At 61.1% G+C, this 26,929-nt stretch carries 26 protein-coding genes; 11 read left to right on the forward strand and 15 right to left on the reverse strand.

Going from position 1 to position 26,929, the window contains the following annotated elements; genetic code table 11:
• Positions 1-3: 3 nt before the first annotated feature.
• Both MRX98_RS07485 and MRX98_RS07490 read right to left on the reverse strand, forming a co-directional pair.
• Positions 4-2,415 carry a hybrid sensor histidine kinase/response regulator gene (locus tag MRX98_RS07485; RefSeq protein ID WP_246904716.1) on the reverse strand — a complete coding sequence of 804 codons (2,412 nt, stop codon included), beginning with the start codon at positions 2,413-2,415 and terminating at the stop codon, positions 4-6.
• A gap of 97 nt (positions 2,416-2,512) precedes the next feature.
• The gene (locus MRX98_RS07490; protein ID WP_246904718.1) at positions 2,513-2,692 is read right to left on the reverse strand and encodes a 4Fe-4S binding protein; all 180 of its coding nucleotides are present in this window, start codon (positions 2,690-2,692) and stop codon (positions 2,513-2,515) included.
• A gap of 553 nt (positions 2,693-3,245) precedes the next feature.
• Between MRX98_RS07490 and MRX98_RS07495 the strand changes: the two genes are divergently transcribed.
• From MRX98_RS07495 to MRX98_RS07520, 6 genes are all read left to right on the forward strand, one after another.
• Positions 3,246-4,562, forward strand: a complete 1,317-nt coding sequence (locus MRX98_RS07495) for an ABC transporter substrate-binding protein (protein WP_246904720.1) — start codon at positions 3,246-3,248, stop codon at positions 4,560-4,562.
• Between the two features lie 96 nt (positions 4,563-4,658).
• Positions 4,659-5,528: a branched-chain amino acid ABC transporter permease gene (locus MRX98_RS07500; RefSeq protein ID WP_246904722.1), complete on the forward strand. Its 870-nt coding sequence runs from the start codon at positions 4,659-4,661 to the stop codon at positions 5,526-5,528.
• On the forward strand, positions 5,525-6,568 hold the full coding sequence (locus MRX98_RS07505; RefSeq protein WP_246904724.1) for a branched-chain amino acid ABC transporter permease: 1,044 nt from the start codon (positions 5,525-5,527) through the stop codon (positions 6,566-6,568). The genes MRX98_RS07500 and MRX98_RS07505 overlap by 4 nt, the downstream gene beginning before the upstream one ends.
• Before the next feature lie 58 nt (positions 6,569-6,626).
• Entirely contained in the window at positions 6,627-8,348 is a 1,722-nt protein-coding gene (locus tag MRX98_RS07510; protein ID WP_246904726.1) for a long-chain-fatty-acid--CoA ligase, read from the forward strand.
• On the forward strand, positions 8,345-9,112 hold the full coding sequence (locus MRX98_RS07515) for an ABC transporter ATP-binding protein (protein WP_246904728.1): 768 nt from the start codon (positions 8,345-8,347) through the stop codon (positions 9,110-9,112). The genes MRX98_RS07510 and MRX98_RS07515 overlap by 4 nt, the downstream gene beginning before the upstream one ends.
• 2 nt (positions 9,113-9,114) lie before the next feature.
• A complete protein-coding gene (locus MRX98_RS07520; protein ID WP_246904731.1) occupies positions 9,115-9,858 on the forward strand; it encodes an ABC transporter ATP-binding protein in 744 nt (247 codons plus the stop codon).
• 1 nt (position 9,859) lies between these two features.
• Here MRX98_RS07520 and divK read toward each other — a convergent pair whose 3' ends face one another.
• The 5 genes from divK to tmcD all read right to left on the reverse strand — a co-directional run bounded on the left by divK (position 9,860) and on the right by tmcD (position 14,085).
• Positions 9,860-10,210, reverse strand: coding sequence for a DVU0259 family response regulator domain-containing protein (divK, locus tag MRX98_RS07525; RefSeq protein ID WP_246904734.1), 351 nt, complete (start codon positions 10,208-10,210; stop codon positions 9,860-9,862).
• A 16-nt stretch (positions 10,211-10,226) separates the two neighbouring features.
• Positions 10,227-10,610 (reverse strand): acidic tetraheme cytochrome c3 TmcA, encoded by a 384-nt coding sequence (tmcA, locus tag MRX98_RS07530; protein WP_246904736.1) that lies wholly within the window; start codon positions 10,608-10,610, stop codon positions 10,227-10,229.
• Positions 10,611-10,745: 135 nt separating this feature from the next.
• Positions 10,746-12,074, reverse strand: a complete 1,329-nt coding sequence (tmcB, locus tag MRX98_RS07535; protein WP_246904739.1) for an electron transfer complex ferredoxin TmcB — start codon at positions 12,072-12,074, stop codon at positions 10,746-10,748.
• A 63-nt stretch (positions 12,075-12,137) separates the two neighbouring features.
• A complete protein-coding gene (tmcC, locus tag MRX98_RS07540; RefSeq protein WP_246904742.1) occupies positions 12,138-12,797 on the reverse strand; it encodes a TmcC family electron transfer complex membrane anchor subunit in 660 nt (219 codons plus the stop codon).
• Positions 12,798-12,828: 31 nt separating this feature from the next.
• Complete coding sequence (tmcD, locus tag MRX98_RS07545; RefSeq protein WP_246904743.1) at positions 12,829-14,085, reverse strand: electron transfer complex subunit TmcD; 1,257 nt, start codon at positions 14,083-14,085, stop codon at positions 12,829-12,831.
• Between the two features lie 389 nt (positions 14,086-14,474).
• Here tmcD and MRX98_RS07550 point away from each other — a divergent pair, with 389 nt between their 5' ends.
• From MRX98_RS07550 to MRX98_RS07560, 3 genes are all read left to right on the forward strand, one after another.
• Positions 14,475-14,972: a hypothetical protein gene (locus tag MRX98_RS07550; RefSeq protein WP_246904745.1), complete on the forward strand. Its 498-nt coding sequence runs from the start codon at positions 14,475-14,477 to the stop codon at positions 14,970-14,972.
• Between the two features lie 372 nt (positions 14,973-15,344).
• Positions 15,345-15,998, forward strand: coding sequence for a PHP domain-containing protein (locus MRX98_RS07555; protein WP_246904747.1), 654 nt, complete (start codon positions 15,345-15,347; stop codon positions 15,996-15,998).
• 125 nt (positions 15,999-16,123) lie between these two features.
• Positions 16,124-17,578 carry a 4-hydroxyphenylacetate 3-hydroxylase N-terminal domain-containing protein gene (locus MRX98_RS07560; protein WP_246904749.1) on the forward strand — a complete coding sequence of 485 codons (1,455 nt, stop codon included), beginning with the start codon at positions 16,124-16,126 and terminating at the stop codon, positions 17,576-17,578.
• A gap of 157 nt (positions 17,579-17,735) precedes the next feature.
• Here the strand turns inward: MRX98_RS07560 and MRX98_RS07565 are convergent, their stop codons facing one another.
• Positions 17,736-18,668, reverse strand: a complete 933-nt coding sequence (locus tag MRX98_RS07565; protein WP_246904751.1) for a UbiA family prenyltransferase — start codon at positions 18,666-18,668, stop codon at positions 17,736-17,738.
• Positions 18,669-18,714: 46 nt separating this feature from the next.
• Complete coding sequence (locus MRX98_RS07570) at positions 18,715-18,876, reverse strand: rubredoxin (protein ID WP_246904753.1); 162 nt, start codon at positions 18,874-18,876, stop codon at positions 18,715-18,717.
• A gap of 86 nt (positions 18,877-18,962) precedes the next feature.
• On the opposite strand from MRX98_RS07570, the gene MRX98_RS07575 reads away from it, so the two are divergent.
• Positions 18,963-19,655, forward strand: a complete 693-nt coding sequence (locus MRX98_RS07575) for a PTS sugar transporter subunit IIA (RefSeq protein WP_246904756.1) — start codon at positions 18,963-18,965, stop codon at positions 19,653-19,655.
• Positions 19,652-21,391, forward strand: a complete 1,740-nt coding sequence (locus tag MRX98_RS07580; RefSeq protein ID WP_246904759.1) for a chloride channel protein — start codon at positions 19,652-19,654, stop codon at positions 21,389-21,391. Before MRX98_RS07575 ends, MRX98_RS07580 begins: the two co-directional genes overlap by 4 nt.
• Positions 21,392-21,412: 21 nt before the next feature.
• On the opposite strand, the gene MRX98_RS07585 is transcribed toward MRX98_RS07580, so the two are convergent.
• The 6 genes from MRX98_RS07585 to MRX98_RS07610 are packed head-to-tail and all read right to left on the reverse strand — an operon-like array spanning position 21,413 to position 26,859.
• Positions 21,413-21,892: a C-GCAxxG-C-C family protein gene (locus MRX98_RS07585; RefSeq protein ID WP_264297309.1), complete on the reverse strand. Its 480-nt coding sequence runs from the start codon at positions 21,890-21,892 to the stop codon at positions 21,413-21,415.
• Between the two features lie 55 nt (positions 21,893-21,947).
• Positions 21,948-22,832, reverse strand: coding sequence for a dTDP-4-dehydrorhamnose reductase (rfbD, locus tag MRX98_RS07590; RefSeq protein WP_246904765.1), 885 nt, complete (start codon positions 22,830-22,832; stop codon positions 21,948-21,950).
• A 7-nt stretch (positions 22,833-22,839) separates the two neighbouring features.
• Complete coding sequence (rfbC, locus tag MRX98_RS07595) at positions 22,840-23,397, reverse strand: dTDP-4-dehydrorhamnose 3,5-epimerase (RefSeq protein ID WP_246904768.1); 558 nt, start codon at positions 23,395-23,397, stop codon at positions 22,840-22,842.
• Positions 23,394-24,275 (reverse strand): glucose-1-phosphate thymidylyltransferase RfbA, encoded by an 882-nt coding sequence (gene rfbA / locus MRX98_RS07600; RefSeq protein ID WP_246904769.1) that lies wholly within the window; start codon positions 24,273-24,275, stop codon positions 23,394-23,396. The genes rfbC and rfbA overlap by 4 nt, the downstream gene beginning before the upstream one ends.
• Complete coding sequence (gene rfbB, locus MRX98_RS07605; protein WP_246904773.1) at positions 24,272-25,396, reverse strand: dTDP-glucose 4,6-dehydratase; 1,125 nt, start codon at positions 25,394-25,396, stop codon at positions 24,272-24,274. The genes rfbA and rfbB overlap by 4 nt, the downstream gene beginning before the upstream one ends.
• Positions 25,393-26,859, reverse strand: a complete 1,467-nt coding sequence (locus MRX98_RS07610; protein ID WP_246904776.1) for a mannose-1-phosphate guanylyltransferase/mannose-6-phosphate isomerase — start codon at positions 26,857-26,859, stop codon at positions 25,393-25,395. The genes rfbB and MRX98_RS07610 overlap by 4 nt, the downstream gene beginning before the upstream one ends.
• Positions 26,860-26,929: the final 70 nt, after the last annotated feature.

The raw sequence follows: 26,929 nt of genomic DNA on the forward strand, positions 1-26,929 counted from the left end.
CCCCTATTTCAGGCGCCGCTGGATCGCGTTGAAGAGTTGATCAGGTTGGATCGGCTTGGCCAGATAGTCGTCCATGCCGGCAGCGAGGCACATTTCCCGATCCCCCTTCATGGCGTGGGCCGTCATGGCGATGATGGGAACGGCGGGGTTCTTCACACCCGTCGTCGCATCCCGAATGGCGCGGGTGGCCTCCAGGCCGTCCATTTCCGGCATTTGAACGTCCATCAGCACCAGGTCGTAGGGGGCCTTTTTCAGAGCGGCCACCGCTTCCAGGCCATTGGCCGCCGCATCGGCTTGAAAACCGAACTTTTCCAGCAAGTGCAGGGCCAATTTGCGGTTGATGGTGTTGTCTTCTGCCAACAGGATGCGGGCCCGTTTGCGCTTGGCATCCGCCAGGCTGTGACGGGTCACCAACAACCGCTTTTCCCCGTCCGTCCGCCCCTTCTTGCCGCTTAGCACCATCACCAGCGTATCGAACAGCTGGGAGCGCCGGATCGGTTTGGTCAGGTAGGCGGAAAAGCCGATGGCGCGCATTGCGGCGGCTTCGCCGCGCATGCCTTGGGAGGTGAGCATGACGATGGGCGTGCGGGACAAGGCGCTGTCGGCTTTGATGCGGCGCCCCAGTTCGGCGCCATTGATCTCCGGCATGCGCATGTCGATCAGGACAAGGTCGAAGGGAGCGCCCACCCGGGCCACCGCCTGCAAGAGCGAATAGGCCATCTCCGCATCCCGGGCACTGTCGCAAACACATCCCCAGGCCTGCAAATAACCCGTCAGCACATCCCGATTGGTGCGGTTGTCATCCACCACCAGAATCCGCTTGCGGCGCAACGGCTCGGGCAACAGGTCGGCGGCTTCCTGCACATTGGGCTGCTTTTCGAAGCGGGTCGTGAACCAGAAGGTGGAGCCCGCGCCGAGTTGGCTTTGCACCCCGATTTCGCCTCCCATCATTTCGGCCAATTGCTTGGATATGGCCAACCCCAAGCCGGTGCCCCCATATTTGCGGGTGGTCGAGGCATCCACCTGATGAAACGACTGAAAAAGCCGCTGTTGATCCTCCACGGCGATGCCGATGCCGGTATCGGAGATGGCGAACCGGATCTTGACGTGGGTGTCGCCTTCCTCCTCGAGGGTCGCCCGCAACACCACCTCGCCGGTCTTGGTGAATTTGATGGCGTTGGCGGTCAAGTTGGTGATGATTTGGCGCAAGCGGCCCGGATCGCCCCGGAGCAGGGAGGGGATGTCGGGTTGGACGTGATAGACGAACTCCAGCGCTTTCTGGTGCGCTTGCATGGCCGGCAGTTCGATCACCTCCTCGATGGCCTGCCGCAGATCGAAGTCGAGGATTTCCAGGTCCATTTTACCGGCTTCGATCTTGGAAAAATCCAGGATGTCGTTGATCAGGGTCAGCAGGCTGTCGGCGCTGCGCTTGCCCGTTTCTACATAGTCCGCTTGTTCCGCGTCCAGGTCGGTGGACAACAGAAGGTTGTACATGCCGATGACGCCGTTGAGGGGTGTGCGGATTTCATGGCTCATGTTGGCGAGAAATTCGCTTTTAGAGTGGGTGGCCGTTTCGGCCTCCTCCTTGGCGAGCTGCAGGTCCAGTTCCACCTGTTTCATGGCGGTGATGTCCCGTACAATACCGCGAAAACCGATGGCTTCACCGGCATGATTTTTCATCAAGCTTACGGAAGAGTCGAGGTAGCGGATGCTGCCGTCCTTGGCAACGCTTTCATATTGTACGTTTTTGACTGGCTTGCCGGTTAGAAAAACCTTTTTGTAAACCTCCTTGAGTTGCCGGCCGACCTCCTCGTTGACATAGCGTTGATAGGGTAGCAGGTGCAGTTCGGCAGGACTGTAGCCATGGATGGTGGAAACGGCATCGTTGAAAAAGGTGAGCCGGCCCTTTAAATCCACCTCGTAAAACCCGTCTTCAATGGTATCGAGCAGGTTGCGATAGCGTTCTTTGCCATGCCATTCCGAGGGTTCGGCCGAAGGTACCGAACGCGCCTTTTCAAGTGTGGCGGCAGCGGCAAAGACAATGGCGCGCCACAAAGAACGGCCATTCAGCGTTTCCTCCGATAGGTGGTTGTGTACCCCCGAACGGGCCAGTTGCAGCAACCCCTCGGCCGCGACGGGCGGCGAAATGACAATCAGCGTGCCGGGTCGCGGGTCGGACAACAGGACTTCGATGGCTTTTTCACCGTGAGGGGGGGGCGATGCCAGCACCAACAGGACGACGTCCGCCGCGTCCTCGGGCAGGTCGCCAAGATGGTTGGGCAGACCCTGCGCCATTTCCAAAACATACGGCAAGCCTGGAGGGGCGGCCAGCAATTCCGCCGCACGTTGGGCATTGGCGGCCGTCTCGCCGAAGACTTGGATGCGGATCGTTGCCTGGGAGGGTGGTGTGTGCATCGCCATTTCCGATTGGTGTTGTTGGCCCACCTGATACATCGGCCGTTGACCGGCGAACTTTAATCGTCGTTGCACCACCCGGCGGCCGATGATCGCTTCACTGCCAGCTGATGGCCGCTGGATTGCGCAATGCAAGCCGGTGGTAACGAAATCGAGGATAACCCACCATGAAAGGCAACTGCTGCTGCGTCGGGGCGGCGATGATGCCGGCCGGGCAGACGGCGGCGCAAATGCCGTCGTGACGGCACCTTTGCGGATCAATGGTCAGCAGGGTCATGGATGGCTCCTTGAATGATGTAGCGTTAGAACACCATTATGAGGGGTGACGGCGGCTGCGTCAATCCCGGAAGGGTTTGGCCGTGGCTGTGAATGAATATCATTCATTTTCGAAAAGAAAAGCTTTCTTCCCTATCCGCCATTGGCAGTATGATCAATTGATATTGACAAGGCGGCCGATTCTGACGTACAAAAAATCATCTACTGAATGCAGTCCATAATTTTATCAGGCCAAAACAGTTTTTCTTTACGCGCAGGAAATATCGAAGCCTTTGTCTCTTATCCAAAGGAGTCGAATTGTTGGCCCCATCGCTGGCGTGTGCAAGACATTGCAGGTATTCGAAGGAATCGTCCCCGATGGTCGGTGCCCGGCACCGAACCGCCAATGTCCAGGCCGACCGGTGGTCTTCCGGATTCTTCCGGTACGTTCACCCCATCTTCCCAGCCGAATCCCTCCGGTTTCAGCGCCGGAGATCCATTGCAATTGTGGCCGACGGTGTCCATCCGCCAGGCGGATTGCGTGACGTGTCAACCAATCAGGGAAAGGAGCAGTTATGAAAACGGTTAGGTCTTTGATCATCATATCGCTTGTTTGTGTATTGGCGCTGGCGGTCGGCGTGCCTGCCTGGGGCAAGGACACGATCAAAATCGGGGTCATCGGGCCGATGCAGTTCGTCCAGGGCAAGGGGCACTGGAACGGCGCGGTCATGGCCATGGAGGAGATCAACGCCGCCGGCGGTGTGAATGTGGGCGGCAAAAAAATGAAAATCGAGCTGGTGCAGGCCGACTCCAATGAGTTTCTCAATGTGACCGACGCCACCAACGCCATGGAACTGCTGATGACGCGCCATCGGGTGGATTTCGTGGTGGGCGGTTTCCGCACCGAGGCGGTGCTGGCCATGCAGGACATCGCCATGGAGTACGAGAAGATCTTCTTCGGTGCCGGCGCGGCACATCCGGAGCTTTGTTTGCGCGTGGCACAGGATTACGATACCTATAAGTACTTCTTCCGGGCGGCGCCTTTCAACTCCAACTTCCTGGTGCGTACCAGTTTCCTGCACCTGCAGTTCGTGGCCGGTATTCTCAAATCCCAGCTTGACCTTCCGAACATAAAGGTGGCCATCGTGGCGGAAAAGGCCATGTGGGCCGACCCCATGGTCACCGCCTCCGAAGGCGTGATTCCCAAATTCGGCATGGAAGTGGCCGGGGTGTGGCGTCCATCACCGGTTGCCACCGATGTGACGGCCGAATTGTCGGCCATCCAGCGCTCCGGCGCGCACGTCATCTTCACCATCTTCTCCTCTTCCGTCGGCATTCCCTTCGCCCGTCAAGCAGGCGAGCTGAAGATCCCGGCCGTGCAGGTGGGGATCAATGTCGAAGCCCAGAAAGACGGCTTCTGGGAGGCGACCCAGGGACAGGGCAACTACATCTTCACCTTGAACACCTATGCCCGCGGGGTGGAGCAGACCGAGCTGACACTGCCATTTGTCAATAAATATGTGGAGCGGTTCGGCGAAACCCCGACCTACACCGCCGACACCTATTCCGCCATCCGCTACAGCCTGGTGCCCGCCATAGAGAATGCCGGCACCCTGGATTCGGACAAGCTGGTGGAGGTGATTCGCGACCAGGTGGTAAAAACCCCCACCGGAACGATCAAGTATATGAAAGACGAACAGGGCCGTTATTTGCATGAGCTGACCTGGGGCCCCGGCTACCTGCTCGGGTTGGGTGTTCAGTGGCAGGACGGCAAGATGGCCGGCGTTTGGCCCAACAAATGGAAGGCCGCACCGGAAGCACCGGAGATCACCTATAAAGGCATTGTGGATTACAAGATCCCGCCTTGGGTTGTCGAGGCCTACAAAAAGTAGTCTTCATTCCTCCTTTTCACCATTCAACGGAACCGCGCAGCCGCTCTCGCGGGAAACGCCGCAAGGCGGCTGCGCCGGTTTGTGCGATGAGGCGCTATGATATTCGACATTGTGATCACCAGCTTGATCAAAGGCAGCACCTATGCCATGCTGGCCATCGGCTTTTCCCTCATCTTCGGCGTGGCCCGCATCGTCAATATCGCCCACACGGCGTTCTACATGGTGGCCGCCTACTGCATTTTCTACACGACGACCCAACTGGGCTTCAATCCGATCCTTGCCATCTTTGTCGCGGTGATACTGGTTTCTTTGCTGGGGCTGATCACCTTCAAGCTGCTGATCGCACCGATCCGCGAACATGAAGCCGCGGTGTTGATCGCTACCATTGCCCTGGCCATCGCCCTGCAGGAAGTGATGATGATTCTGTTCACGGGCGATTACCGCAGCGTGCCGCCCCTGGTGCCGGGTTTTGCCACCATCATGGGGGTCAAGGTGTTCTATCAGCAACTGCTGACATTCGTGTCGGTGCTGGTGGTGCTGGGGCTCATGTACCTGTTTCTGCAATACACCCGCCTGGGGTTGGCCATTCGCGCCACCGCCCAGGACCGGGAGGTGGCCAACTTGATGGGGATGAACGAAAGTCAGGTGGCCATGCTGGCCATGGGCATCTCCGTGGGTTTGGCCGGCGTGACCGGGGCCGTGTTGGCGCCACTGTCCATCGTTGAGCCCCACATGTGGAACCACCCCCTGGCCATGATGCTGGCGGTGGTCGTGCTGGGGGGGTTGGGCAGCATCAAGGGCAGTCTCTATGCCGCTTTCATCCTGGGCACCGCCGAAGCCTTGGTGGTGTTCATGATTCCCGCGGGCGCCTACCTCAAGGGTGCGGTGGCGCTTTCGATTATGGTGTTTGTACTGCTGGTCCGGCCGGCCGGCCTCTTTGGCGTTCAATTCGAAGAAGAGAGATGACCATGAATTTGTTGCGCTACTACTTGCGAAAAGTGTTCACGGTGTTACGAAACGAAGTGCTCGTGCTGCCCAGCCGGATCGTGGTGTTGCTTTTCTTCTTGTCGATGCTGCTGATTCCCTTGGTGGTCGACGATCCCTATTTCATCCGCATTCTGGTGTTGACCAGCATTTTCGCGATCTTCGCCGCCAGTTGGGACCTGCTTTCCGGTTTCACCGGCCAGATCAACTTCGGCCATGCCCTCTTTTTCGGGGTCGGGGCCTATGGCAGCGCCATCATGAACCAGCATGGGTTGCCCCACTGGGCCACCATTCCTTTGGGTGCCTTGGTGGCCGTTGCCGCCGGACTGGTGGTCGGCGTCCCCTGCCTGCGGTTGCGCGGCACCTACCTGGCGTTGACCACCTTGGCCTTTCCCATCATTCTGTTGGGCATCGTCTTCGCCTTTCCGGGCCTGACGGGCGGCGAGCTGGGGATATCGGGCCTGACGCGCCTGTCCACATCCCGAACGGTCACCTATTACATCGTGGTCGTCATCATGCTGCTCTCCTGCGCCGCGATGTGGAAGATCACCGACTCCAAGATCGGAATCATTTTTCACGCCATTCGTGAGGATGAACTGGCGGTGAAGGCCGCCGGCATCAATACCACCCTCTACAAATTGCTGGCCTTTTGCCTCAGCGGCTTTTTCGCCGGCATCGCCGGTGGCCTTTATGCCCACTTCATGCGCATTGCAGGGCCTTCGACCCTGGAAGTGCAGATGTCCTTTCAAGTGGTCATCTACAGCGTGTTCGGCGGTATCGCGACCATCTGGGGTCCGGTGGGGGCGGTGTTCATTCTGGTGCCCCTGATGGAGTTTTTCCGCTTGTGGCCGGAGTTCAGGACCCTGATGTTCGCCTTCGTGGTGATTCTGATTCTGCTTTACATGCCCGGCGGCTTGCTGCCATGGATTCGCAACAAGGTGGAAGAGGAGTGCCCGCGGTGCAAAATCCGCAACCTTGTCACGCGACGGGTTTGCCGCGTTTGCGCGGCCGACATGCGATAATTGTCGCCGCCGGCGTACCGATTGCCTCATATCAACCGTGCCAGGAAGGATATCAACGATGCGTTCGAAAGATCCCTACACCAGCAAGCCCTGGTTGAAATTCTACCCCGAAGATGTTCCAGCGACCATCGAAGAGAGCGAGATCCCAGCGGTTTCCGTGCCGGAGTTGCTGGACCAGACGGCCCGCAAGTATCCGCGCAAGGCGGCCCTGATATTTTACGGCAAGAAACTCACTTACAACGATTTGGTCGATCAGGTCGACCGCTTCGCCACGGCGCTGGCCGGCTTGGGTGTCAAAAAGAACGACACCGTGGCGATTTACCTGCTCAACTCGCCCCAGTTCGTGATCAGCTATTTCGGCGCGCTCAAGGCGGGCGCCAAGGTGACGCCGGTCAGCCCGGTTTACACCAGCAAGGAGGTCAAGCATCAGTTGCTGGACAGCGAGGCGCACACGGTGGTTTGCGAGGACATGCTCTACGCCAATGTGGAGCGCACCGGTGTGCCGTTGGACAACATCATTCTGTCCAATCTGGGCGACTACCTGCCCTTTTGGAAGCGCAGCTTCGCCAAGAAGATGATCAGCAAGGCCTATGAGGGGTTGCAGCCGCCCAGCGCCGAAGAGATCAAGCGCCTTGGGTTGCATGTCTTCAAGGAGCTGTTGAAGAGCAATCCGCCCAAACCGCCCGAGGTCACCATCGATCCCAAAACCGATATCGCCGCCTTGCCCTATACCGGCGGCACCACGGGGTTGCCCAAGGCGGCCATGCTGACCCACTTCAACATGGTGGCCACACAGCATCTGGGCAAGGCGTGGTGGCCTTTCATCGAGGAGGGCAAGGAGACCGTCATCGCCTTTCTGCCGCTGTTTCACATCTACGGGCAAGCGGTGCTGATGCTCACCGGACTGACCCAGGGCCAGACCCTGGTGTTGTTCACCACCCCCGATCTGGACGAGATCCTGACCGCCGTGGAGCGCTACCAGGCCTCTTCGTTCTACGGCGTGCCGACGCTCTATGAATATCTGAAGGAGTACGACAAAACATCACGGGTCAACTGGAAACGGCTCAAGGTGATCGTCTGCGGCGCCGACAGCCTGCACGACACCACCTGCGAAGGGTGGGAGCGGCGTACCGGCACCAAGATCCTGGAGGGTTTCGGCATGACCGAGTGCACCTCCCTGAGCCACAGCAATCCCTACACCCGGCCCAAGAAGGGCTCCTTCGGCGTACCCATCCCCGGGGTGGACGCGGCGGTGATCGACATGGAGGATCATCAATTCAAGCCGGTCAACGAGGAGGGGGAGATGGTGCTGGCCGGTCCCAACGTCATGCTGGGCTACTGGAAGCGGCCCGACGCGGATGCCGAGACCTTCGTGGAAATCGACGGCAAGCGCTGGATGCGCACCGGCGACATGGTACGCATGGACGACGAGGGCTATTTTCACTTCTTCGACCGAAAGCGCGACCTGATCAAGCACAAGGGTTACTCGGTGTTCGCCCGTCACGTGGAAGAGGTGCTCTACACCCATCCGCAGGTCAAGGCGGCCGGCGTGGTGGGGGTGCCCGATCCCAAGGTGGGGCAGATCATCAAAGCCTACGTGGTGCTGCAGGGCGAAGCGCGCGGCAAGCTTTCCGAGGAAGAGATCATCGAATTCTGCCGCAACAACCTGGCCCACTACAAGGTGCCGGGTATTGTGGAGTTCAGGGGTGAATTGCCCAAGACCGATGTGGGTAAGGTGTCGCGCCGCGAACTGCGCGACGAGGCGGAGGGCAGGATATGACCGAGCCGTTTTTGCAGGTGACCGATCTGAGCAAGCGTTTCGGTGGGTTGAAAGCCACCAACAATGTCAGCTTCAATATCGCGCGGGACGAGATCGTCGGGTTGATCGGCCCCAACGGCGCGGGCAAGACGACGCTGTTGCGCCTGATCACCGGCATTCTCAAACCCGATGCCGGCACCATCCGTTTCAAAGGAAAAAACATCACCGGCATGAAGGTGTGGGACATTGTCAATCTGGGCATCGCGGGCACCTTTCAGAACATGCGGCCCTTCCGCCGGTTGCCGATCATCGCCAATGTGATGGTCTCCTGCCTGAGCCCGCGGGCCATGAAGACCGGTGAGTGGGTCAAGCGCATCGAGGCCAAGGCCATGGACGCCCTGGAGTTCGCCGGCATTTCCGACATGGCCCTGGAAAAGGCGTCCACCCTTTCCCAGGGGGACCTCAAGCGCTTGGAAGTGGCCCGCGCCATCGCCACCGAACCGGAACTGCTGCTTTTGGACGAACCCTTCGGCGGGTTGAGCCCGGCCGAGGCCGACCTGATGGCCCAATCGGTCAAACGATTGCACAAGGGGGGACGTTTCGGCCGTCTGCACAGCGAGGGACCGGCCATGATCATCATCGAGCACAAATTGCAACAGTTGATGCGCATCGTGGATCGCGTCATCGTGCTCAACTACGGGGAGGTGCTGTTGGAAAGCTCTCCGGAGGAGGTGGTCAAACATCCGGCGGTCATCGAGAGCTACCTGGGCAAAGGAGATGAATAACGGTGCTGGAAATCAATGATTTGACAGTATGCTACGACAAGGCGATGATCCTCAACGGCATCAGCCTGCGGGTCGATGAAGGGGAGCTGGTGAGCCTCGTGGGGCCCAACGGCGCCGGCAAATCCACCACCATGCGCGCGGTCAGCGGCTTGGTGCAGTGGGAGAAGGCGCAGCATCGGGGCAATGAGGGGGACATCACCATCAAGGGCACCATCGAATTCATGGGGCACCCCATTCACCGCAAACCGGCGCACAAGATCGCCGAAATGGGGTTGATTCTCTGCCCCGAACGCCGGCGGCCGTTCAAAGAGATGACGGTGTTCGAAAACCTGCGCGCCGGGGCCTATATGATCAAGGACAAGAAGGAGGCCGAGCACAATCTGCAGAATGTCTACAAGCTGTTTCCCATCCTCCAGGAGCGTTCCCACCAGTTGTCGGGCACCCTTTCCGGTGGGGAGCAGCAGATGCTGGCCATCGGCCGGTCGCTGATGTGCAATCCCAAACTGCTGTGCATCGACGAACCCTCCACCGGGTTGTCCCCCATCATGCGGGCCGAGGTGTTCCGTAAGATCATGGAGATCAAGGCGATGGGCATCACCGTGCTGCTGGTGGAGCAGGAGGTGAGCATGGTGTTCAAAATGACCCAGCGCAACTATGTGCTCTCTTCGGGCAAGATCATCGCCGAGGGCTCGGGGGAGGAGCTGCTCAAAGACGAAGTGCTGCGCAAAACCTATCTTGGCATGTAAATCAACCGATCGTCCGTTTGACGATACCCAACACCTTGTCCGGATCGAAGGGCTTGGCGACAAAGGCCACGGCGTCCTTGATGGCGTGGTCGCCGTCGATGCCGCTGATGACCAGCACGGGGGTGTCCCGCAGCGCCTTGTCCTGGCGTAGCTTGCGATAGAAGCGCGGGCCCCACTCCCCCGGCATTTCCAGGTCCAGGGTGATCAGGTCCGGCTTCTCGGCCTTGACCAGGTCCAACCCCTCGGCGCTGTTCGCGGCGGTGAAGACGGTGTAGCCGTTGTCTTCGAACAGGGCCTGCAGATATTTCAAGATCACCGGGTCATCGTCGATTATCAAGATCTTCTTGGACATTCCTATGCTCCTGTTCTCAAGGCTTGACGTGGCATTCGGCGCAGGTGACGGGACCCTTGCGCTCCGTCAAATGACACCCTTTACAGCTTTGGTGAAACGCCTTGCGCAATCCCGGCATGCCACCCTGGTCTTCGAGGCCGTGGCAATCGGCACACGCCTGGTCCTCGGACGACTCCCAGTCCGACTGAACGCCCTGTTCGTCGTACACATGATGGCAGATCATGCAGTCCCACAATTCGGCCGTTTCGTTATGGCGGTCATGTTCGAACACGGCCGGCGGCCGCTGGGGATTGGGGAAATAGTAGTTCTCCACCACCTGCATTTCATACTGGCCGAAGGCCAACACCACCAGCACAGATCCCAGCAAAACGGCCAGCAATATGCCGATCTTGATCTTCATCCCGACTCCCTTCCAATGAACCGATATCCCGATGGCCTTGAGATCCGATGACCTATTCCCGCCATCGGTTTGCCATTTCCGCAGGCCCTTGTGCCCAATGAATGGGGCCCTGTCCGCCAAGGCTCAGGGGCCGCATCACTCTTTTTCCATGCACTCGTAGATGATGTCACCGAAGAACTTGATCTCCAAACCCACCTCGTAATGGTGCACGATGTCGTGCAAACCGCTGTGGCAGTTGTGACACGGGGCGATCATGGTCTGTGCGCCGCGGCTTTTGGCATCGAACAGCTGTTCGGCCTTGATCTTGTTGCCCAGCACCCGGGTGTTCTTGAAGGGCGGGCCGCAGTTGATCACGCCGCCGCCGGCGGCACAGCAGTAGTTGTATTCGCGGTTGGGGTGCATCTCCACCACCTGTTCGCAGATCTGATCGGCCACGTAGCGCGCCATCTCGTGCAGACCGGCGCCCCGCGAAACATTGCAGGGGTCGTGCAGGGTGACCGGTTTTTCATATTTGCGGGCGATACGCAGACGGCCCGACTTGAGCAGTTCGTAGTAAAACTCGATGGCGTGCACGATGGGTATCGGCGGCCGGGCCCAACCCAGCCATCGGTTGCCCATGTCGTAGACCGATCGGAAAGCGTGGCCGCACTCCCCCATGACGATCCGCTTGACCCGCAGCCGGGCGGCGGTGTCGAAGTGGGCCCGCTTGATGCGCCCCATGATCTCGTTGTCACCGCTGAACATGGCCATGTCGCTGTTGTCCCAGCCCATGGTGGCCGGCATGGTCCAGCGTACGCCGGCGGTGTGCATGATGGCGGCCATCTGGTAAATCAACTGGGCTTGGAATTTGGGCTCGGGGGCGATCACCGAATACATGATATCGGCGCCTTCCACCTCCAGCGGGATGCGCAGGGACGGGAATTCGGCACGGGCCTCCTCCTCCTGCCACTGCAAAGTGTCGATCCACTCGTCCCCCTTGACCCACATCTGGTTCATGGTGGCTGCGTGGCTGTGAGCCGTGTCCTGCAAATAAAGGGGCGTTGCGCCCAGTTTGTGAATTACGCGCCGCACCATGCTCATCAGATAGGCGATGTCGATGCCGAAGGGGCAGTAGATGGCGCAGCGCTTGCACAGGTTGCACTCCGTGTGGGCGATCCGTGCCGCCTGCCGAATCATTTCGGCATCCACTTTGCCCTTGGCCTTGAGCATGGGCCAGACGGTCTGCTTGACCTTGCCGGCCGGGGAAAAGCGCGGATCCTTGTCCCGCGAGAGGTAGAAGTGGCAAGCGTCCGCGCACAAGCCGCAATGAATGCAGGTCTCCACATAAGCCCGAAAGCGCGCGCCGGTTTCGCGATTGAATACCGCGTTGATGGCGGCTTCGATTTTTTCAGGGGTCAGACGGGAGACACCGAAGTCGATGCCCTCGTCCAGTTTTTCGTGGTTCGGTTTTTGGTTTTCTTCCATGATCTGCACCTTTATATGTGTTCCGCCCGCTGCCGGCGCGGTGCGGTCATTTTCAATGGGTTCTCAATAGTCCCGCGCCCGCCGTACGCCGCCGAACTCCGATCCCATGTAGGCCCGGGTAAGCCATCCGAGGAGCATGTGGCGCAAACGGGTGAAGGGGATGGCCGCCAGCAGCACTTGGCCGCTGATCATGTGGGCGATGGTCATCCCTGCGCCCTGGGTCACCTGGTGATAGGCCAGAAAGCCGGTGACAAATGGCGCCGCGGTCAGCGCCAGAAGGAAATAGTCCGAAGCGTCCGTCAAGAAGCGCACTTCCCGGCGCACGATGCGCCGGCCGGCGAAGAACAGGCAGCCGGCGATGACCACCACGGTCATGACGTCGGCCACTGCATCGGGCAGGGCCCACCACTGCACGCCCCAGGCCTCGTCCCACAACACGATGTGGGACAATACAAACACGGGTGTCACCAGAAGACAGAGGTGAAAGGCGAAGGTCGCCACCGTCATCACCGGGCTGGTGCGCCAGCGCAAGGTGGCGAACGGCACCAGCCAGCGGCCGATGGAACGCAGGCTGAATTTCCAGCTCATGTAAGTGAAGATGAACGGTTCGGTTTTGCGAACCATCACCAGCACCTGCACCAATCGGAAAACAAGGCCGATCACGAAGACCGCGAAGGCCACCCACGTCAGCGGTCCGGCCACCCATTCATACAATGCATGCATCTGTTCGTTATCCTCGCTGGTATGGCGGTTCCTAAATATCCGTGAGCGGTACGATCCGCCGGTGGTACACCCCGTCCTGCACGTAGCGCAGCAGCAGTGCGTCACCATCGTCGCTGAAGCACGGATCCCAGGCCATGTCGCACGGCTGCCCCCGGAAGCGGTCGTTGACGACAAAGGTGTAGCGGCCTTCCCGTTCCACCTTGGCGGCCACGTTGGCGCCATCGCTGGAGAACACCGGGGGCCAGGCCATGTCGAAAACGTTGCGCCACACTTGATCATCCACGACAACATGCCAATGGGCATCCTGTTTGGCCAGGGCGGCGATGCGTCGGCCATCCGGACTGAATGTCAGATCGGTGACCATGGCGTTGAAGGTGTTGCGCCAGGGTTCGCCGTCCACCGCCACGGTCCATCGACCGAAGCGGGGCGCGCAGATGGCGGCCAGCCGGTCGCCGTCCGTACTGAACTGTTGCTGCCAAAGCTGCACAAAGGGCTTTTGCCAGATGATCTCGCCGTCTTGGACCATGTACCATTTACCGGCCTGTCGCACCGGGGCGACCACATGGGCGGTGTGGGGATGGAAGCAGGGCGCCCAAATACCGCCATACGTTTTTCCCCACGGTCGGCCGTCGACGGCAATGGTGTAACGGTAAAGGTCTAAACGCACTTCGGCGGCCACCTGTCGCTCGTCCGGGCTGAAAGCCGGTTGCCACACATTGACGAAAACGTTGTCCCACGCTTGCCCGTCGACGGCGATGGTGTAGGTGCCTTCCTGAAAGCGATGGACTTGCCCGGAGTCTGCGGCCCGGACTTGCACGACGGCGGCACTGCGTGTTCCGGAGGCGCTCGACACCCAATGGCCGATATCGGCAAAATCGTTTTCCCATTTGGCACCGTCGATGGCGATGGCATAGCGCCCGCCTTGCTGCACGGATACGGCGATGTGATCGCCCCGCGCGCTGACCACGGGTTGCCAGGCATAATCGAAGGCCTCCGCCCAAGGGGTGCCCGCGACGGCCACGGTCCACTGGTCCATGTCGGCCACCAGGGCGTATGGACGGCCTTCCGGGGTGAACCGCAAGTGCCAGATCTTGTCGAAATCCTTTTCCCAGGTTTGGCCGTTGACACACACATTGAAGGTCTCTTCGCCGGTGTTGACGATGGCGGCGACCGTTTCGCCGTCGGGACTTGCCTGAAGCTCCTCCACCCACTCGAACCGTTCCTTCCAGGTGCCGATATCAACGGTTTTCTCTTCGGTGGTCCAGTCCCGGGATTTACCTTCAACCATGAGCTCTCCTTGCTGTTGGCCCGTGTCGCCGCTTTTGATGTCCCCGCTCTCGATGCGTGGTAAGCGTCGCCGGGCAAGGGTGCCGGGCAGCGAACCCCTTGCCGATGCGGTATAGGAGCGGTGGTTCATAAATTAATTGCGCATCACCAAATCTGGTATGAAACCGGTTCCATGTCAAGGAAAACCGAATCGCATCAGGAGTCAGTCGACCAAGGCGCGTCCGCCACTTCGCCGGCCCGCGCCGCCCGCTTCGGTTTTGCTTGTCATACCCACCCCGGTCGTGCTAAGGAAAACATCTTGTCAAAGCCAGCCAAGACCAGATTCAATATCCGGACCGCGGTCGGCCGCGCCGCCGCGGATCGGGTCAAAGCCATCAGGAGGTTGTCGTCATGGGCCAGGTGAATCGCTTTGCGCCGTTCATTCTTTTGATTGTTCTCTTCGTCGTGCTGCAACCCCTCTTGATCATCGTGGATGGCAAGAAAACGCCTGAAACCACCGCCAAATCGTTCCTCAAGGATTACTATTATCTCGATGCCGCCATGGAAAAGTGGCTTTGTGCGGATCTGGCCGCCGGCGGCGAGGCGGTGGAAAACTTCTTGTACGCCAAAAACACAGAGGCCCGCGAACGGGGTTTTGAAATCTCCTTTTTGCGCCACATGTTCACCCACATGGAGTTGGCCACCATCGATCGGGAAGACGACAGGGCCCGTGTCCATGCGACGGGTACCACCCGCGTGGCGATCAACCCGGTTTTCATGGTCATCGGGCGCTGGTTCGGCCTTGGACAAAACCATCCGGTGGACATCACCCTGGACCTGGTCCGGCAGGACGGTCGCTGGCAGGTGTGCGGCGGCGTGCCGGGGTTGGATGATGGAGTCCTGAGGTAAGGTACCAATGACGAATGCATAGTGAAGCGTGCCATGGGTTCCTGGATCATGATCGATGGCACGCTTTCATTGGACACAGGACTCACCCGCCGCCTTCCCCGCGATCCCTTTCACTGTTAAAAATCGCAGCCCCTTTTTCCCCATACCCATGAAGGATCGATAGCGCTGAATGACCTTCAGCGCAAAACGCCTGCCTGCCTGTGATTTCCGGCAATTTCATTGACGCTGCGGGCGGTGGTGCGTATAATCGATCAAACGTTCGCTTTTTAGAGCTGCGCCTGCGAGGTTTTCGATCCCTGCCGTCAACCGTTGATCGGCCGTGACCAATACGTTTTGTCATCTTGCTTCAATTCCGGGAGCCATCGAAACATCGTGTTCAAAATCGATCTGCATGTGCATACAGTGTTGGGCGGCGATGCCGACATTCTCCCCGATGCGGTTGTCGCCCAAGCCCGTCGCGTGGGTCTGGACGGGGTGTGCATCACCGAGCACCACTCCTACGATCTGAGTCGCCCCTTCGAGCGTATCGCCGCGCAGACCGGCTTTCCGATTTTCCGCGGTTTCGAGTATCGCGCCGCCGAAGGCCATTTGTTGATCTACGGCGTTCGGGCGGGCCGGGGGGATTTTCTGCCCGGGTTGCCCATGCAACAGGTCGTGGAGTGGATTCAAGGGCGGGGCGGTGTGGCCGTCGCCGCTCACCCCTATCAAAACCCCATGATCGGTGCCCCTTTGGGGGACCGGGTGTTGCAACTGAGCGGCCTGGCGGCCATCGAGACCCTCAACGGCAGTGTAGGACCGGAGGAGAACCGGCTCGCCCAAGCGGCGGCCGCGAAAATGGGTTTGCCGGGCGTCGGCGGCTCCGATGCCCATGGGCTGCAAACCCTGGGCAAAGCATTCACCCTGTTCGACGAACCGATCACCAGTGAAGCGCATCTGGTGCAAAAATTGCGTGAAGGATGCTTCCGCCCCGGGATGGCCGGCGATACGCTTGACACCGCAAGGGGCGTTCATAGTTTGCATCATTGATTCGACACCACCCTTTCACGGGACATGTTTGTGCGGCAGCATGACGCGGCGCCGTCATCATCGGGCGCCGCGTTTTTCCTGACGGACCGATTTACCATCCACCCACCAACCACAAGGGAGGCGTTATGGGCATTCGCACAGTGCAAGAGTACAAAGAGAGTTTACGTGATGGCCGGAAGGTTTACATCAGCGGCGAGAAAGTGGACGATGTCACCCAGCATCGCGTATTGGGTTTGACGGTGGACACCATCGGCGCGGGATATGAAATGGCGGCCACCGACGATCCGGCCATCCGCGACTTGCTGGTGGCATCCCATCCGGAGACCGGTGAGCCGATCAACCGCTTTTTCGTCACCCCCCGCACCGCCGAGGACCTGCGCAATCGGACCCGCTTGATCCATACGCTGATGCGCACCACCGGCGGGCTTCCTTTCGGCAAGGACATCGGCACCGACTGCCTCAACGCCGCCATGGCCGTGGCGCGGCAGATGGGCAATCCACAATACGAGGAGAATGCCAGGAACTTCCTGGAGCATTTGCGCAAAAACGATCTGCACACCTGCGGCGCCATCACCTGCGTCAAGGGTGATCGCTCCAAGGAGCCCTCCCAGCAAAAGCATCCCGATTACTATTTGCACGTGGTGGACAAGAACAAGGACGGAATCGTGGTCAAGGGCGCCAAGATTCATATCACCAGCGCGCCGGCGGCCAACGAGATTTTGGTGGTGCCCACGCGCCAGATGCGCGAGAACGAAGCGGACTACGCGGTCAGCTTCGCCATCCCCGCCAACACCGAGGGCATCACTTTCATCTGCCGCAACGGCCGCGGGCCCTGGTCGGACAAGGAGTTTCATCCGGATCGCCCGGTGCGCGAGCTGACCGAGGCCATGATCGTCTTCGACAATGTGTTCGTGCCCTGGGAGCGGGTTTTCATGTGCGGTGAGTGGCAGTTCTCCATGTACCTGGCCTACACCTTCGCCACTTTCCACCGCTTTACGGCCATCAGTTACAAGGTGCCCAGCGTGGAGGTCATGGCCGGTTGCGCGGTGGCCATGGCCAAATACAACGGTTTGTTCAAAGTGGGCCACATCCGGGAGAAACTGGCCGACATCGCCGCCTACGTGGAGACCCTGCGCGCCTTGGCCAACGCGGCGGCCAATGATCCGGTGATGTACGGCGACATCGCCGTGCCCAATCCGCTGATCGCCAATATGGCCAAGTTGCACTTCGCCGGCAAATATCATGATTTCGTCAAACTGATTCAGGATATCGGCGGCGGTATCCTGGCCACCTCGCCGGACAAGCGGGATTGGGAAAACCCGGATATCCACGACTATTTGGATCACTACCTGGGCGGCGCGCAGGAGTTCAGCACCATGGAGCGGCTGCAGATGATCCATGAAACCATGCGCCACGTCTGCTCGCACGAGTCGGCGTTCCACGAGGTGACCACGGTGCATGCCGAGGGTTCCATGGCGGCGCAGAAGATGATGATTCTGCACGAATCGCCCCTCAAGCAATACGAGGAACGGGCCAAGGTGGCCGCGGGCATTCTGCCTTGGGGAAGCGTGAAGTTCTAAGGCCGCAGCGATTTTGAAATCGACAGCGTAGCTGTCCTGCGCAGCAGGCGAAGGGGCACGGCTTGCCGTGCCCTTGCGGCTACGTCGAGGATTTCAAAAGAGCGAGAACCCAGAGATGGACCGCCGGATGCCGTTTCCGGATGGGTTTCGCGAACCCTTAGCTTTGCAACAGGCGCACCAGAACCAGAACAAAGAAGGCCAGGGGGTAGTAGCTGGCCTTGTTGAACAGTGCCATGGCATCGTCCCGCTGCCGGTTGCGGTTCAGTCGCATGACCGGGCGCAATAAAAGCAGCAGGTTGACGGCCACGGCGATGAGCAGGTAGACCCCGCCGAACCGCAGGGGGGAGAGCCCCAGCAGGGCCACGTTCAGGAACATGGCCGCCGTCAGGCATGCCAGGGCGAGGATCCCGGCCCGTGCCGGCCCCAGCCGCAGGGGAATGGTGCGTGCGCCGAAGCGGCGGTCTTCCTCCACATCGGTCCAGTCGTTGGGGATGTTCTGCCCCCCGATTTCCCAGACAAAAATCCAGGCGAACAACACCGCCACAAAGACGGGGGAAGGGGCGGGGTTGACGGCGTATACCGCCGCTAAAGGGCCAAGGGTTTTGACGATGCCGTTGATGACGGTGCGCCAGGGGGTGACGCGCCAAAGGGTGCAGTAGAGCGCTTCCAGCAGGCAACCGGCCGCGAAGATGTAAAGGCAAACCGGATTGAGCCAGTAGGCGCCGAACAGCGCCACCACGCCCCAGGCCGCTGTCCAGGCCGCGCCGGCGCCGAAGGACAACGCCCCCCGGGCCATGGGGTGGCGCATCATCACCCCGTCCAGGTCGTGTCCCGCCACTTGGTGCCCCCCGTTGGCGGCCTTGCGGCGGTCGGCGCGCAGGTCCACCAGGTCGTTGACCGCATAAACGGCCGTATAGCCGGCGAACACCGTGATGAGTCCCACCAAAACCACCGTCGGCGGCGGAAAGGATCCCAGGCACAACAGGGCCGCCAGGGCGGGCGCGGCCATGTCGATCAGGGCGTGGGGGGTGCGGGAAAGGGCCAGAAACGGTTGCAGCCGCTCAAACAGCCGCGTGGCGGAAAGGTTCAACGAATGACTCCTGGATCCTTGTGCGGTTGTTCTTTTCCGGGCGCGCTTAATCGTCCAGTTTTTCGAAGTACTCTTTTTCGGCGCCGCATTTGGGGCAAACCCAATCATCGGGCAGATCTTCGAACGGCGTGCCGATGGCAATGTTGTGCTCGGCATCGCCTTCCGCAGGGTCGTACACATAGCCGCAGGGACATTCATATCGATGCATGGACACCTCCTTGTGGTTTTTGTTGCAATTGTATACAAGAGTTTGGCGCGTCTGGCTACGGAATATTAAAGGAGTTCGGATTCACAATGATGGTTTTGTCGCTCAAGGAGGTGGCCCGGCAGTTGCGAATGCCCGTTGAAACGGTGCGCCGCTGGGTGCTGCAGGGAAAGATTCCCATGCAGATGAACCGGGGGGAGTATACCATACGGCAGGAGATGTTGCGCCGCTGGGCCGGCGAGCACCATTTGAAAATCTACGGGGCGCCGGCGGATGAAACAGTGCCTTTCGACCAGGTGGAGCCGGTCTTTGACGGCATTCTGCCCGCCATGCAGCGCGGGGGTGTTTTCCATGATTTGAAAGGCGACACCAAGGTCGATGCATTGCGGGCCGCCGTGGAGCGGATTCCCAACATCCCGCCGGCGGTCCGCGATCAGCTGTGTGCCAAACTGATGGAGCGGGAGCAGTTGGCCTCCACCGGCATCGGGCACGGCATCGCCATGCCCCACCCACGGTCCAATCCCGATTGGCCGCTGGCCGTACCGCAAATCAGTACCTGCTTCTTGGCCCGGCCCGTGGCCTTCGACGCCATCGACGGCCGACCGGTATCGGTGCTGATGGTGCTGCTCAGCGGTTCCACCCGACTGCACCTGACGATGATGTCCAAGTTGGCATTCCACTTGCGGGACAAAGCCTTCCGGGATTTCCTGCTGGCAATGCCTTCGGCCGAGGCGCTTTGGGCGCAAGTGGCCGCCGTGGAAACGGCCGGGGGGCAGGAGTGACCGTTTCTCAAGGGAAAGGCGGCATTTTTGCCGCCGTCAGGGAAAAGTGGGCCATCGTCCGTTCGGATGACCGTTTGATGGTCATCGCCCTGGCGGCCTGCGTGGGGCTGTTCAGTGGATTGGCCGCCGTGGCCCTGACCCGCGCCTTGCATTTCATGGCCCATCACTTGGCCGGCGCCCACCACCAATGGTGGGGGTTTTTATTGCCGGCTCTCGGGGCCACCCTCGCGGCACTGTTCATCAATGTCATCCTGCGGGAGCGACCGGGGCACGGCGTGCCCGAAGTGGTGCTGGCGGTGTTGCGGCACGGGGGGCGGTTGCGCTTTCGCTCCAGCTTCTCCCGTTTGGTGGCCAGTAGCCTGACCATCGGCAGTGGTGGTTCGGCGGGCCCCGAAGCGCCGGTCGTGGTCAGCGGGGCGGCCCTGGGGTCCAACTTCGGTCAATTGTTCGGCCTGAACGAGCGCCAGCGCACCACCCTGGTGGGCTGCGGCGCGGCCGGCGCCATCGGCGCCATCTTCAATGCCCCCATTGCCGGGCTGGTGTTCACGGTGGAGGTGATCCTGGGCGAGTGGCGCGCCTTCAATGTCGTGCCCATCGCCATCGCGGCGGTGGCCGGCACCCAGATCAGCCGGGTGCTGCAGGGCAACCAGATCGCCTTCGCCCACCAACAGTTTCACATCGGCCTGGCCGACATCGGCGCCAGCTTCGGGGTGGCGGTCATGGCCACCATCGGCGCCGTGGCCTTGGCGCGCATGATCAACGGCATGCAACATGTGGCCGCCCGAACACCGCTGCCGCGCTGGTTGCGCCCGGCCGTGGGCGGCGCGGCCGTGGGACTGATCGGCATCTTCCTGCCCTTCGTCATGGGCGAGGGGTACCAGTCGGTGCAACAGGCCATCGACGGCGTTTTCGCCCAAGGGGTGGCCTGGGCGGCCCTGGCGGTGGCGGCCAAGATCTTGGCCACCACGTTGACCATCGGCTGGGGCGGGGCCGGTGGCATTTTCGCGCCCAGCTTGATGGTGGGCAGTTTGATCGGGGTGCTTTACTATCGTTTGCTGATCTGGGCCTTGCCGATGGCCGACTGGACCAATGAGGGCTTTTTCGCCCTGCTGGGCATGGCGGGCATGATCAGCGGCATTTTGCAGGCGCCGTTGACCGGGATTTTTCTGGTGGTGGAGATCACCGGTGGCTACGACGTGATCGTGCCTTTGATCATTGTGTCGGTGCTGACCGCCACTTTCTGCCACTATCTGGAGCCGGGATCCTTCTACCTGCGGGAGTTGATCGAAAGGGGCGATTACATGCGCCCCGGAACCGACGCGCGGGTGCTGGCCGACCTGAAGGTCCAGGAAGTGATGACCGCCGAACCGGTCAACGTGCCCAACGATATGCTGCTGGGGGATTTCGTCAATTTGCTGGAACAGACGCCGGGCTTGGTATATCCGGTGTACGATTGCGGTTCCGGCGACTATCTGGGGATGGTGTTCGCGGATCGTATCCGTCCCTACTTGTTCGATCCCCGGATGCACACCATGCTCATCGTAGAGCAACTGATGGCCGACGACATTCCCGCCGTTCAGGCCGGTGACGACCTGGCCGGTGCACTGGAGCTGATGGACGCCCACGGCTTGCAGCATCTGCCGGTGGTGGCGGGCCACCGCTGCATCGGTGTGCTTTCCAAGGAGAAACTGCTCGACCACTATCGCAAAGAGCTGATCGTGCAGACCGGCGGTTGAGCGCCCGGTTGGTGATTGCCGCTACTGCCCCTTGGCCTCGAAAGCATAGAGCCGGTCAATGAGGAACGTCACGTAGCGCTGGCATTTGTCCTTCCAAATCTCCGATTGCCGAAATCGTTTGTATTCCCCGTCTTGGGAAAAATCGATGCCCAGCAGCTCGCCGCAGGCGATGGCACCGAATTCATTTTCGAATTCGACGGCCAGTCGGCCGGCCAGACCGCGGATGGTGTTGCGCGCCTGTTTTGCGGCCGGTTTGTCCGCAAGCGGCTTGCGGTGATGCAGCCCGAGGGCGACGGCGGCCGCCGAAAGGGCGCCGCAGGGCGCCTTCTGATGGCCGCTGATACCCGACAAGAACGGGATGCCGGCCCATAGAAAATCTTCGTTGTCCATGCCATAGCTTTCCCACATAACTTGCAGGAGGGCCGGACCTCAGTGGTAACCTTTGTGCATCAGCGCCAAGGCCCGTTCCCGGGCCTCGGTCAGGGGCAAGGTCATCGTCATCGGTGTCATTCCTTTTCGTGGTTAACTGCAAAGCCCAAGTCGGGGCTTGCCCTGTTTAGTGTGGTACGTTCATGTCCCGCAGCATCTCTGCGAGTCCCGCTTCCCACGAACGCCGGGTGATGCCGAAGCGTTCTTCCAGGCTGCCGCAGTCCAAAACCGAGTAGGCCGGCCGGGCGGCGGGGGTGGGATAGTCGGCGGTCGAAATGGGCACGACTTGCCGCACCGCCAACGGCTCCCGGTCCCGGGCCATGTCGATGATACGGCAGGCGAAGGCCCACCAGGTGACCGCCGGCGGATTGCAGAAATGGTATGTGCCCCATCCCGAACGGCGGTCCAATGCATGGCCGGCGATGGTCAGCAGGGCGTCGGCCAGGTCGCCGGCGTAGGTGGGGCAGCCCACCTGATCGTCCACCACGCGCAGGGTGTCCCGTTCGCCTGCCAGGCGCAGCATGGTACGCACGAAGTTGGCCCCGTGGCGGCCGAACAGCCAGGAGGTGCGCACGATGATGTGCTGCTGCCAACGGCGACGCAGTTGCGTTTCTCCTTCCGCCTTGCTGTGTCCGTATACACCCACCGGTTGAATCGGATCGTCGGGTCGGTAGGGCCTGGCCTGACGGCCGTCGAACACATAGTCGGTGGAAACATGGATCAGCGGCAGTTGTCGCCCGCGGCAGAGGTCGGCCAGTGCCGCCACGCCGTCCCGATTGACGGCGAAGGCGGTTGCGGCATCGCTTTCGGCGGCGTCGACGGCCGTATAGGCGGCGGCGTTGATCACCACCTGCAAATCGCCGGCGCCCTCCACCAGCGCCTGCAAGCTTGCCGGGTCGCTGATATCGCATCGGGGCAGGTCGCCGCCGACCGCTGCCCAACCGCGCGCGGCCGCCATGGTCATGAGATCGCGGCCCAGTTGGCCGTTGCTGCCGATGATCAAGGTGCGCATGGCGGAATCACGCTCCGTAAACCGGCAGCCGGTCGGCCGCGACTTGCGCCAGCGGCGGGAAGTCGCGGTCGCGGTCGGAGAGCAGTGGATCGTCGACGGGCCACCGGATGTCCAGGGCGGGATCGTTCCAGACCACGCCCCCTTCGTTTTGCGGCGCGTAATAAGTGCTGCATTTGTAGAGAAAAAGGGCGGTGTCGCTGAGGACACAGAAGCCGTGGGCGAACCCCGCCGGGATGAAAAGCTGTTGCGGCCTGTCCGCGTTGAGGGTCACCCCCACCCATTGTCCGAAGGTGGGGGCGCCGCGGCGCACATCCACCGCCACATCGAAGATTTCGCCCGCCAACACCTGCACCAGCTTGGCTTGGCCGCCGGGATGCTGGTAGTGAAGGCCGCGCAGGGTGTTGCGGCGCGAAAAGGAAATATTGTCCTGTACGAAGGTGGCACCGATGCCGGCCTCGGCATAGCGCCGCTGTTGATAGGTTTCCATGAAATAGCCGCGTTGATCCCCGAAGCGTTGCGGTTCCACGAGCAACACCTCCGGCAGTCGGGTGGGGGTTACCTTCATGGCGCCATCTCCTTGCGGGCGATCAAGTCCATCAGGTATTGGCCGTAGCCGTTGTTGCGCAACGGGTGGGCCAGTTCAAGTACCTGCTCGCTGTCGATGTAGCCCATGCGGTAAGCGATCTCCTCGACGCAGGCCACTTTCAATCCTTGGCGCTGTTCGATCACTTCGATGAAGCTGGAGGCCTGCATCATGCTTTCGTGGGTGCCGGTGTCCAGCCAGGCGATGCCGCGCCCCAGCTTTTCCACGAACAGTTGCCCTCTTTCCAGATAGGTGCGGTTCACATCGGTGATCTCCAACTCCCCCCGGGGCGAGGGACGCAAATCGGCGGCGATTTGCGTCACCTGCTGGTCGTAAAAGTAAAGGCCGGTAACAGCCCATTGGGAGGGCGGTACCTGCGGTTTTTCCTGGATATCGATGGCCCGGCCTTGCCCATCGAAGGCCACCACGCCGTACCGTTGGGGGTTTTTGACCCAGTAGCCGAAGACCGAAGCGCCGGCTTCGCGGTGCATCGCATGGGCCAGGGTGGCGGGCAGTCCGTGACCGTAAAAGATGTTGTCGCCCAGCACCAGGCACACCGGCCGGCCGTCGATGAAGCGGCGGGCGATGAGGAACGCCTGGGCGATGCCTTCCGGCCGCGGCTGTTCGGCGTAGCTGAAGGAGAGGCCCCACTGGCTGCCGTCGCCCAGCAGCTCCTCGAAACGGGGCAGGTCCTGGGGGGTGGAGATGAGGCAGATGTCCCGGATGCCGGCCAACATCAAAACGGACAAGGGATAGTAGACCATGGGCTTGTCGTAGATGGGCAGCAACTGCTTGCTCACCACCCGGGTGATGGGGTAGAGGCGCGTGCCGCTGCCCCCGGCCAGAATGATGCCTTTCATCGGTGTGCGTGCTCCTTGGTGGGTGTCGCCGGACCCCGCGTGCCGTCGGGGCCGTATTGGGTTTCCATCCAGCGGCGGTAATCGCCGCTGCGGATGAAGTCGATCCAGGGGCCGTTGGCCAGGTACCAGTCCACCGTTTCGGCCAGGGCCGTTTCGAAGCGGTAGCGGGGCCGCCAGCCCAGTTCCCGTTGGATCTTGCCGGCATCGATGGCGTAGCGCCGGTCATGTCCCGGCCGATCGGTGACGAAGCGGATCAGTCGGCGGCTGCAACCGTCGCCGCTGCGGCCCAGGCGCTGGTCGAGCAGGGCGCACAATTGTTCCACCACATCGATGTTGCGCCGTTCGGCACCGCCGCCGATGTTGTAGGTCTGCCCCGGCACGCCCCTTTCCAGCACGGTGGCCAGCGCTTCGCAATGGTCCACCACATAGAGCCAGTCGCGCACGTTGGCACCGTCGCCGTAGACCGGCAGCGGCTTTTCTTCCAGGATGTTGAGGATCATCAAGGGAATCAGCTTTTCGGGAAACTGATAGGGACCGTAGTTGTTGGAGCAATTGGTCACCATGGCCGGAAAATCGTAGGTCCGATGCCAGGCGCGCACCAGGTGATCGGCGGCCGCCTTGGACGCGGAGTAGGGGCTGGAGGGGTCGTAGGGCGTGGTTTCGCTGAAATAGTCCTCCGGGCCCAGACTGCCGTATACTTCGTCGGTGGAGACATGCAGAAAGCGAAAGGCGGCCGGTCGTCCCATCTGTTCCCAATAGGCCCGGCAGGCCATCAGCAACCGTGCGGTGCCGGTCACATTGGTCTCCACGAAGGCCAGGGGTCCCGCGATGGAGCGGTCCACGTGGGACTCGGCGGCGAAGTGGATCACGGCGGCGGGGGATTCCTCATGCAACAGACGTTGCAGCAGGTCGCTGTCGTTGATATCGCCGTGCACAAAGCGGTAGCGTTCCGGCGCGTCGCGGGCCACATCGTCCAGGTTGGCGGCATTGCCCGCATAGGTGAGGGCATCCAGGTTGACGATGCGGCATTCGGACATTTGGACCAGTGTGTGCCGAATGAAATTGGTGCCGATGAAACCGGCGCCGCCGGTGACCAGGAGGGTTGACGCGGATCGGTTCATGAGGCGGCCTCCGTTTTGCCGGATGGGTTCCCCGCCGCGCCGTTGTGACGCCCGTACACATCGTCCAGGCGGATCACATCGTCCTCGGCCAGGTAGCTGCCCGACTGGATCTCCACCAGTTCCAGGGGGATTTTGCCCGGGTTTTCCAGGCGGTGCACGGTGCCCAGGGGGATGTAGGTGGATTGGTCCTCCTTGAGCAGAAACTGCTCCTCGCCCCGGGTGACCAGGGCCGTTCCCTTGACCACTACCCAATGCTCGGCCCGGTGCATGTGGCGCTGCATGGAGAGTTGGGCGCCCGGTTTGACGGTGATGCGCTTGACCAGAAAGCGCTCCGACACATCGATGTCCTCGTAGCCGCCCCATGGGCGGTAGACATTGCGGTGATCCACGGTCTCCGGACGGTCGTCCGTCTTGAGCCGGTCCACCAGGGCCTTGACCTGCTGCACGCAGTGGCGCGGCGCTACGAAAACCGCATCCTTGGTCTCCACCACCACATGGTTGTCCAGGCCCACGGCGGTCACCAGTCGGCTGGAAGCGTGCACGAAGGAGCGGTGGACATCCTGCAAGTAGACATCGCCGTGAATCACATTGTCTTGCCCATCCTTAGTGCCGGCCTGCCACAGCGCTTCCCAGGAGCCCAAGTCGCTCCAGTCACTGGCCAGGGCCACCATCACCCCGTCGTCGGTTTTTTCCATCACGGCGTAATCGATGGAATCCGAAGGGCTTTGTGCAAAGGCCGCCTTGTCCAAGCGAAAGAAATCCAGGTCTGTGCGGCCCCGGGCGACGGCCAGGCGGCAGGCGGCCGCAATTTCGGGGGCATGCCGCTCCATCTGTTCGATCAGTTTGCCGGCGCGGAACATGAACATGCCACTGTTCCAGCAATAGTCGCCGGAATTGACGTATTGCTGCGCCGTTTGCCGGTCCGGCTTCTCCACGAACCGGTCGATGGCCCAGGCCGGCGGGCTGTCCCCATTCAAAGCGCTTCCTTTGCGGATGTAGCCGTAGCCGGTTTCCGGCGCGTCCGGGGTAATGCCGAAGGTCACCATGCGCCCCTCGGCGGCCAGGGCGGCGCCCTTGCGCACCGTGGCGACGAAGCCGTCCACATCGCGTATGTGGTGGTCGGCGGGCAACACCAGCAGGATCGGGTCGGTTTCGTCAGTGCCGGCGAGCAGCGCCGCCACCGTCAGGGCCGGGGCTGTGTTGCGCGCCGCCGGTTCCAGCACGATGGCCGCCGGAGTGAGGCCCATGCGCCGGATCTGCTCAGCCACCACGAAGCGGTGCGCTTCGTTGCACAACAGGATGGGCGCTGCGATCCCATCCAAGGCCTGGAGGCGCAACAGGGTGCTCTGGAGCAGGGTCGGTGTGTCCACCAAGGACATGAACTGTTTTGGATAGAGGCTGCGGGACAGGGGCCACAAACGTGTTCCCGATCCGCCGGCCAACACGACGGGCGTAATGGTCATGGGGATACCGTCATTGTCGCTTTTCGGTTAAGGAGCCGTTCGGCGGACCCGGCGGAGGGGCACCGGGGGC

The organism is Desulfatitalea alkaliphila, assembly GCF_022968795.1.
GTDB classification, from domain to species: Bacteria; Desulfobacterota; Desulfobacteria; order Desulfobacterales; family Desulfosarcinaceae; genus Desulfatitalea; species Desulfatitalea alkaliphila.

Excerpts from the sequence above, each read along its gene's own strand:
- MRX98_RS07485 (WP_246904716.1), bottom strand. The coding sequence starts at position 2,415 with ATGCACACACCACCCTCCCAGGCAACGATCCGCATCCAAGTCTTCGGC.
- MRX98_RS07490 (WP_246904718.1), bottom strand. The coding sequence starts at position 2,692 with ATGACCCTGCTGACCATTGATCCGCAAAGGTGCCGTCACGACGGCATT.
- MRX98_RS07495 (WP_246904720.1), top strand. The coding sequence starts at position 3,246 with ATGAAAACGGTTAGGTCTTTGATCATCATATCGCTTGTTTGTGTATTG.
- MRX98_RS07500 (WP_246904722.1), top strand. The coding sequence starts at position 4,659 with ATGATATTCGACATTGTGATCACCAGCTTGATCAAAGGCAGCACCTAT.
- MRX98_RS07505 (WP_246904724.1), top strand. The coding sequence starts at position 5,525 with ATGACCATGAATTTGTTGCGCTACTACTTGCGAAAAGTGTTCACGGTG.
- MRX98_RS07510 (WP_246904726.1), top strand. The coding sequence starts at position 6,627 with ATGCGTTCGAAAGATCCCTACACCAGCAAGCCCTGGTTGAAATTCTAC.
- MRX98_RS07515 (WP_246904728.1), top strand. The coding sequence starts at position 8,345 with ATGACCGAGCCGTTTTTGCAGGTGACCGATCTGAGCAAGCGTTTCGGT.
- divK (WP_246904734.1), bottom strand. The coding sequence starts at position 10,210 with ATGTCCAAGAAGATCTTGATAATCGACGATGACCCGGTGATCTTGAAA.
- tmcA (WP_246904736.1), bottom strand. The coding sequence starts at position 10,610 with ATGAAGATCAAGATCGGCATATTGCTGGCCGTTTTGCTGGGATCTGTG.
- tmcB (WP_246904739.1), bottom strand. The coding sequence starts at position 12,074 with ATGGAAGAAAACCAAAAACCGAACCACGAAAAACTGGACGAGGGCATC.
- tmcC (WP_246904742.1), bottom strand. The coding sequence starts at position 12,797 with ATGCATGCATTGTATGAATGGGTGGCCGGACCGCTGACGTGGGTGGCC.
- tmcD (WP_246904743.1), bottom strand. The coding sequence starts at position 14,085 with ATGGTTGAAGGTAAATCCCGGGACTGGACCACCGAAGAGAAAACCGTT.
- MRX98_RS07550 (WP_246904745.1), top strand. The coding sequence starts at position 14,475 with ATGGGCCAGGTGAATCGCTTTGCGCCGTTCATTCTTTTGATTGTTCTC.
- MRX98_RS07560 (WP_246904749.1), top strand. The coding sequence starts at position 16,124 with ATGGGCATTCGCACAGTGCAAGAGTACAAAGAGAGTTTACGTGATGGC.
- MRX98_RS07570 (WP_246904753.1), bottom strand. The coding sequence starts at position 18,876 with ATGCATCGATATGAATGTCCCTGCGGCTATGTGTACGACCCTGCGGAA.
- MRX98_RS07575 (WP_246904756.1), top strand. The coding sequence starts at position 18,963 with ATGATGGTTTTGTCGCTCAAGGAGGTGGCCCGGCAGTTGCGAATGCCC.
- rfbD (WP_246904765.1), bottom strand. The coding sequence starts at position 22,832 with ATGCGCACCTTGATCATCGGCAGCAACGGCCAACTGGGCCGCGATCTC.
- rfbC (WP_246904768.1), bottom strand. The coding sequence starts at position 23,397 with ATGAAGGTAACCCCCACCCGACTGCCGGAGGTGTTGCTCGTGGAACCG.
- rfbA (WP_246904769.1), bottom strand. The coding sequence starts at position 24,275 with ATGAAAGGCATCATTCTGGCCGGGGGCAGCGGCACGCGCCTCTACCCC.
- rfbB (WP_246904773.1), bottom strand. The coding sequence starts at position 25,396 with ATGAACCGATCCGCGTCAACCCTCCTGGTCACCGGCGGCGCCGGTTTC.
- MRX98_RS07610 (WP_246904776.1), bottom strand. The coding sequence starts at position 26,859 with ATGACCATTACGCCCGTCGTGTTGGCCGGCGGATCGGGAACACGTTTG.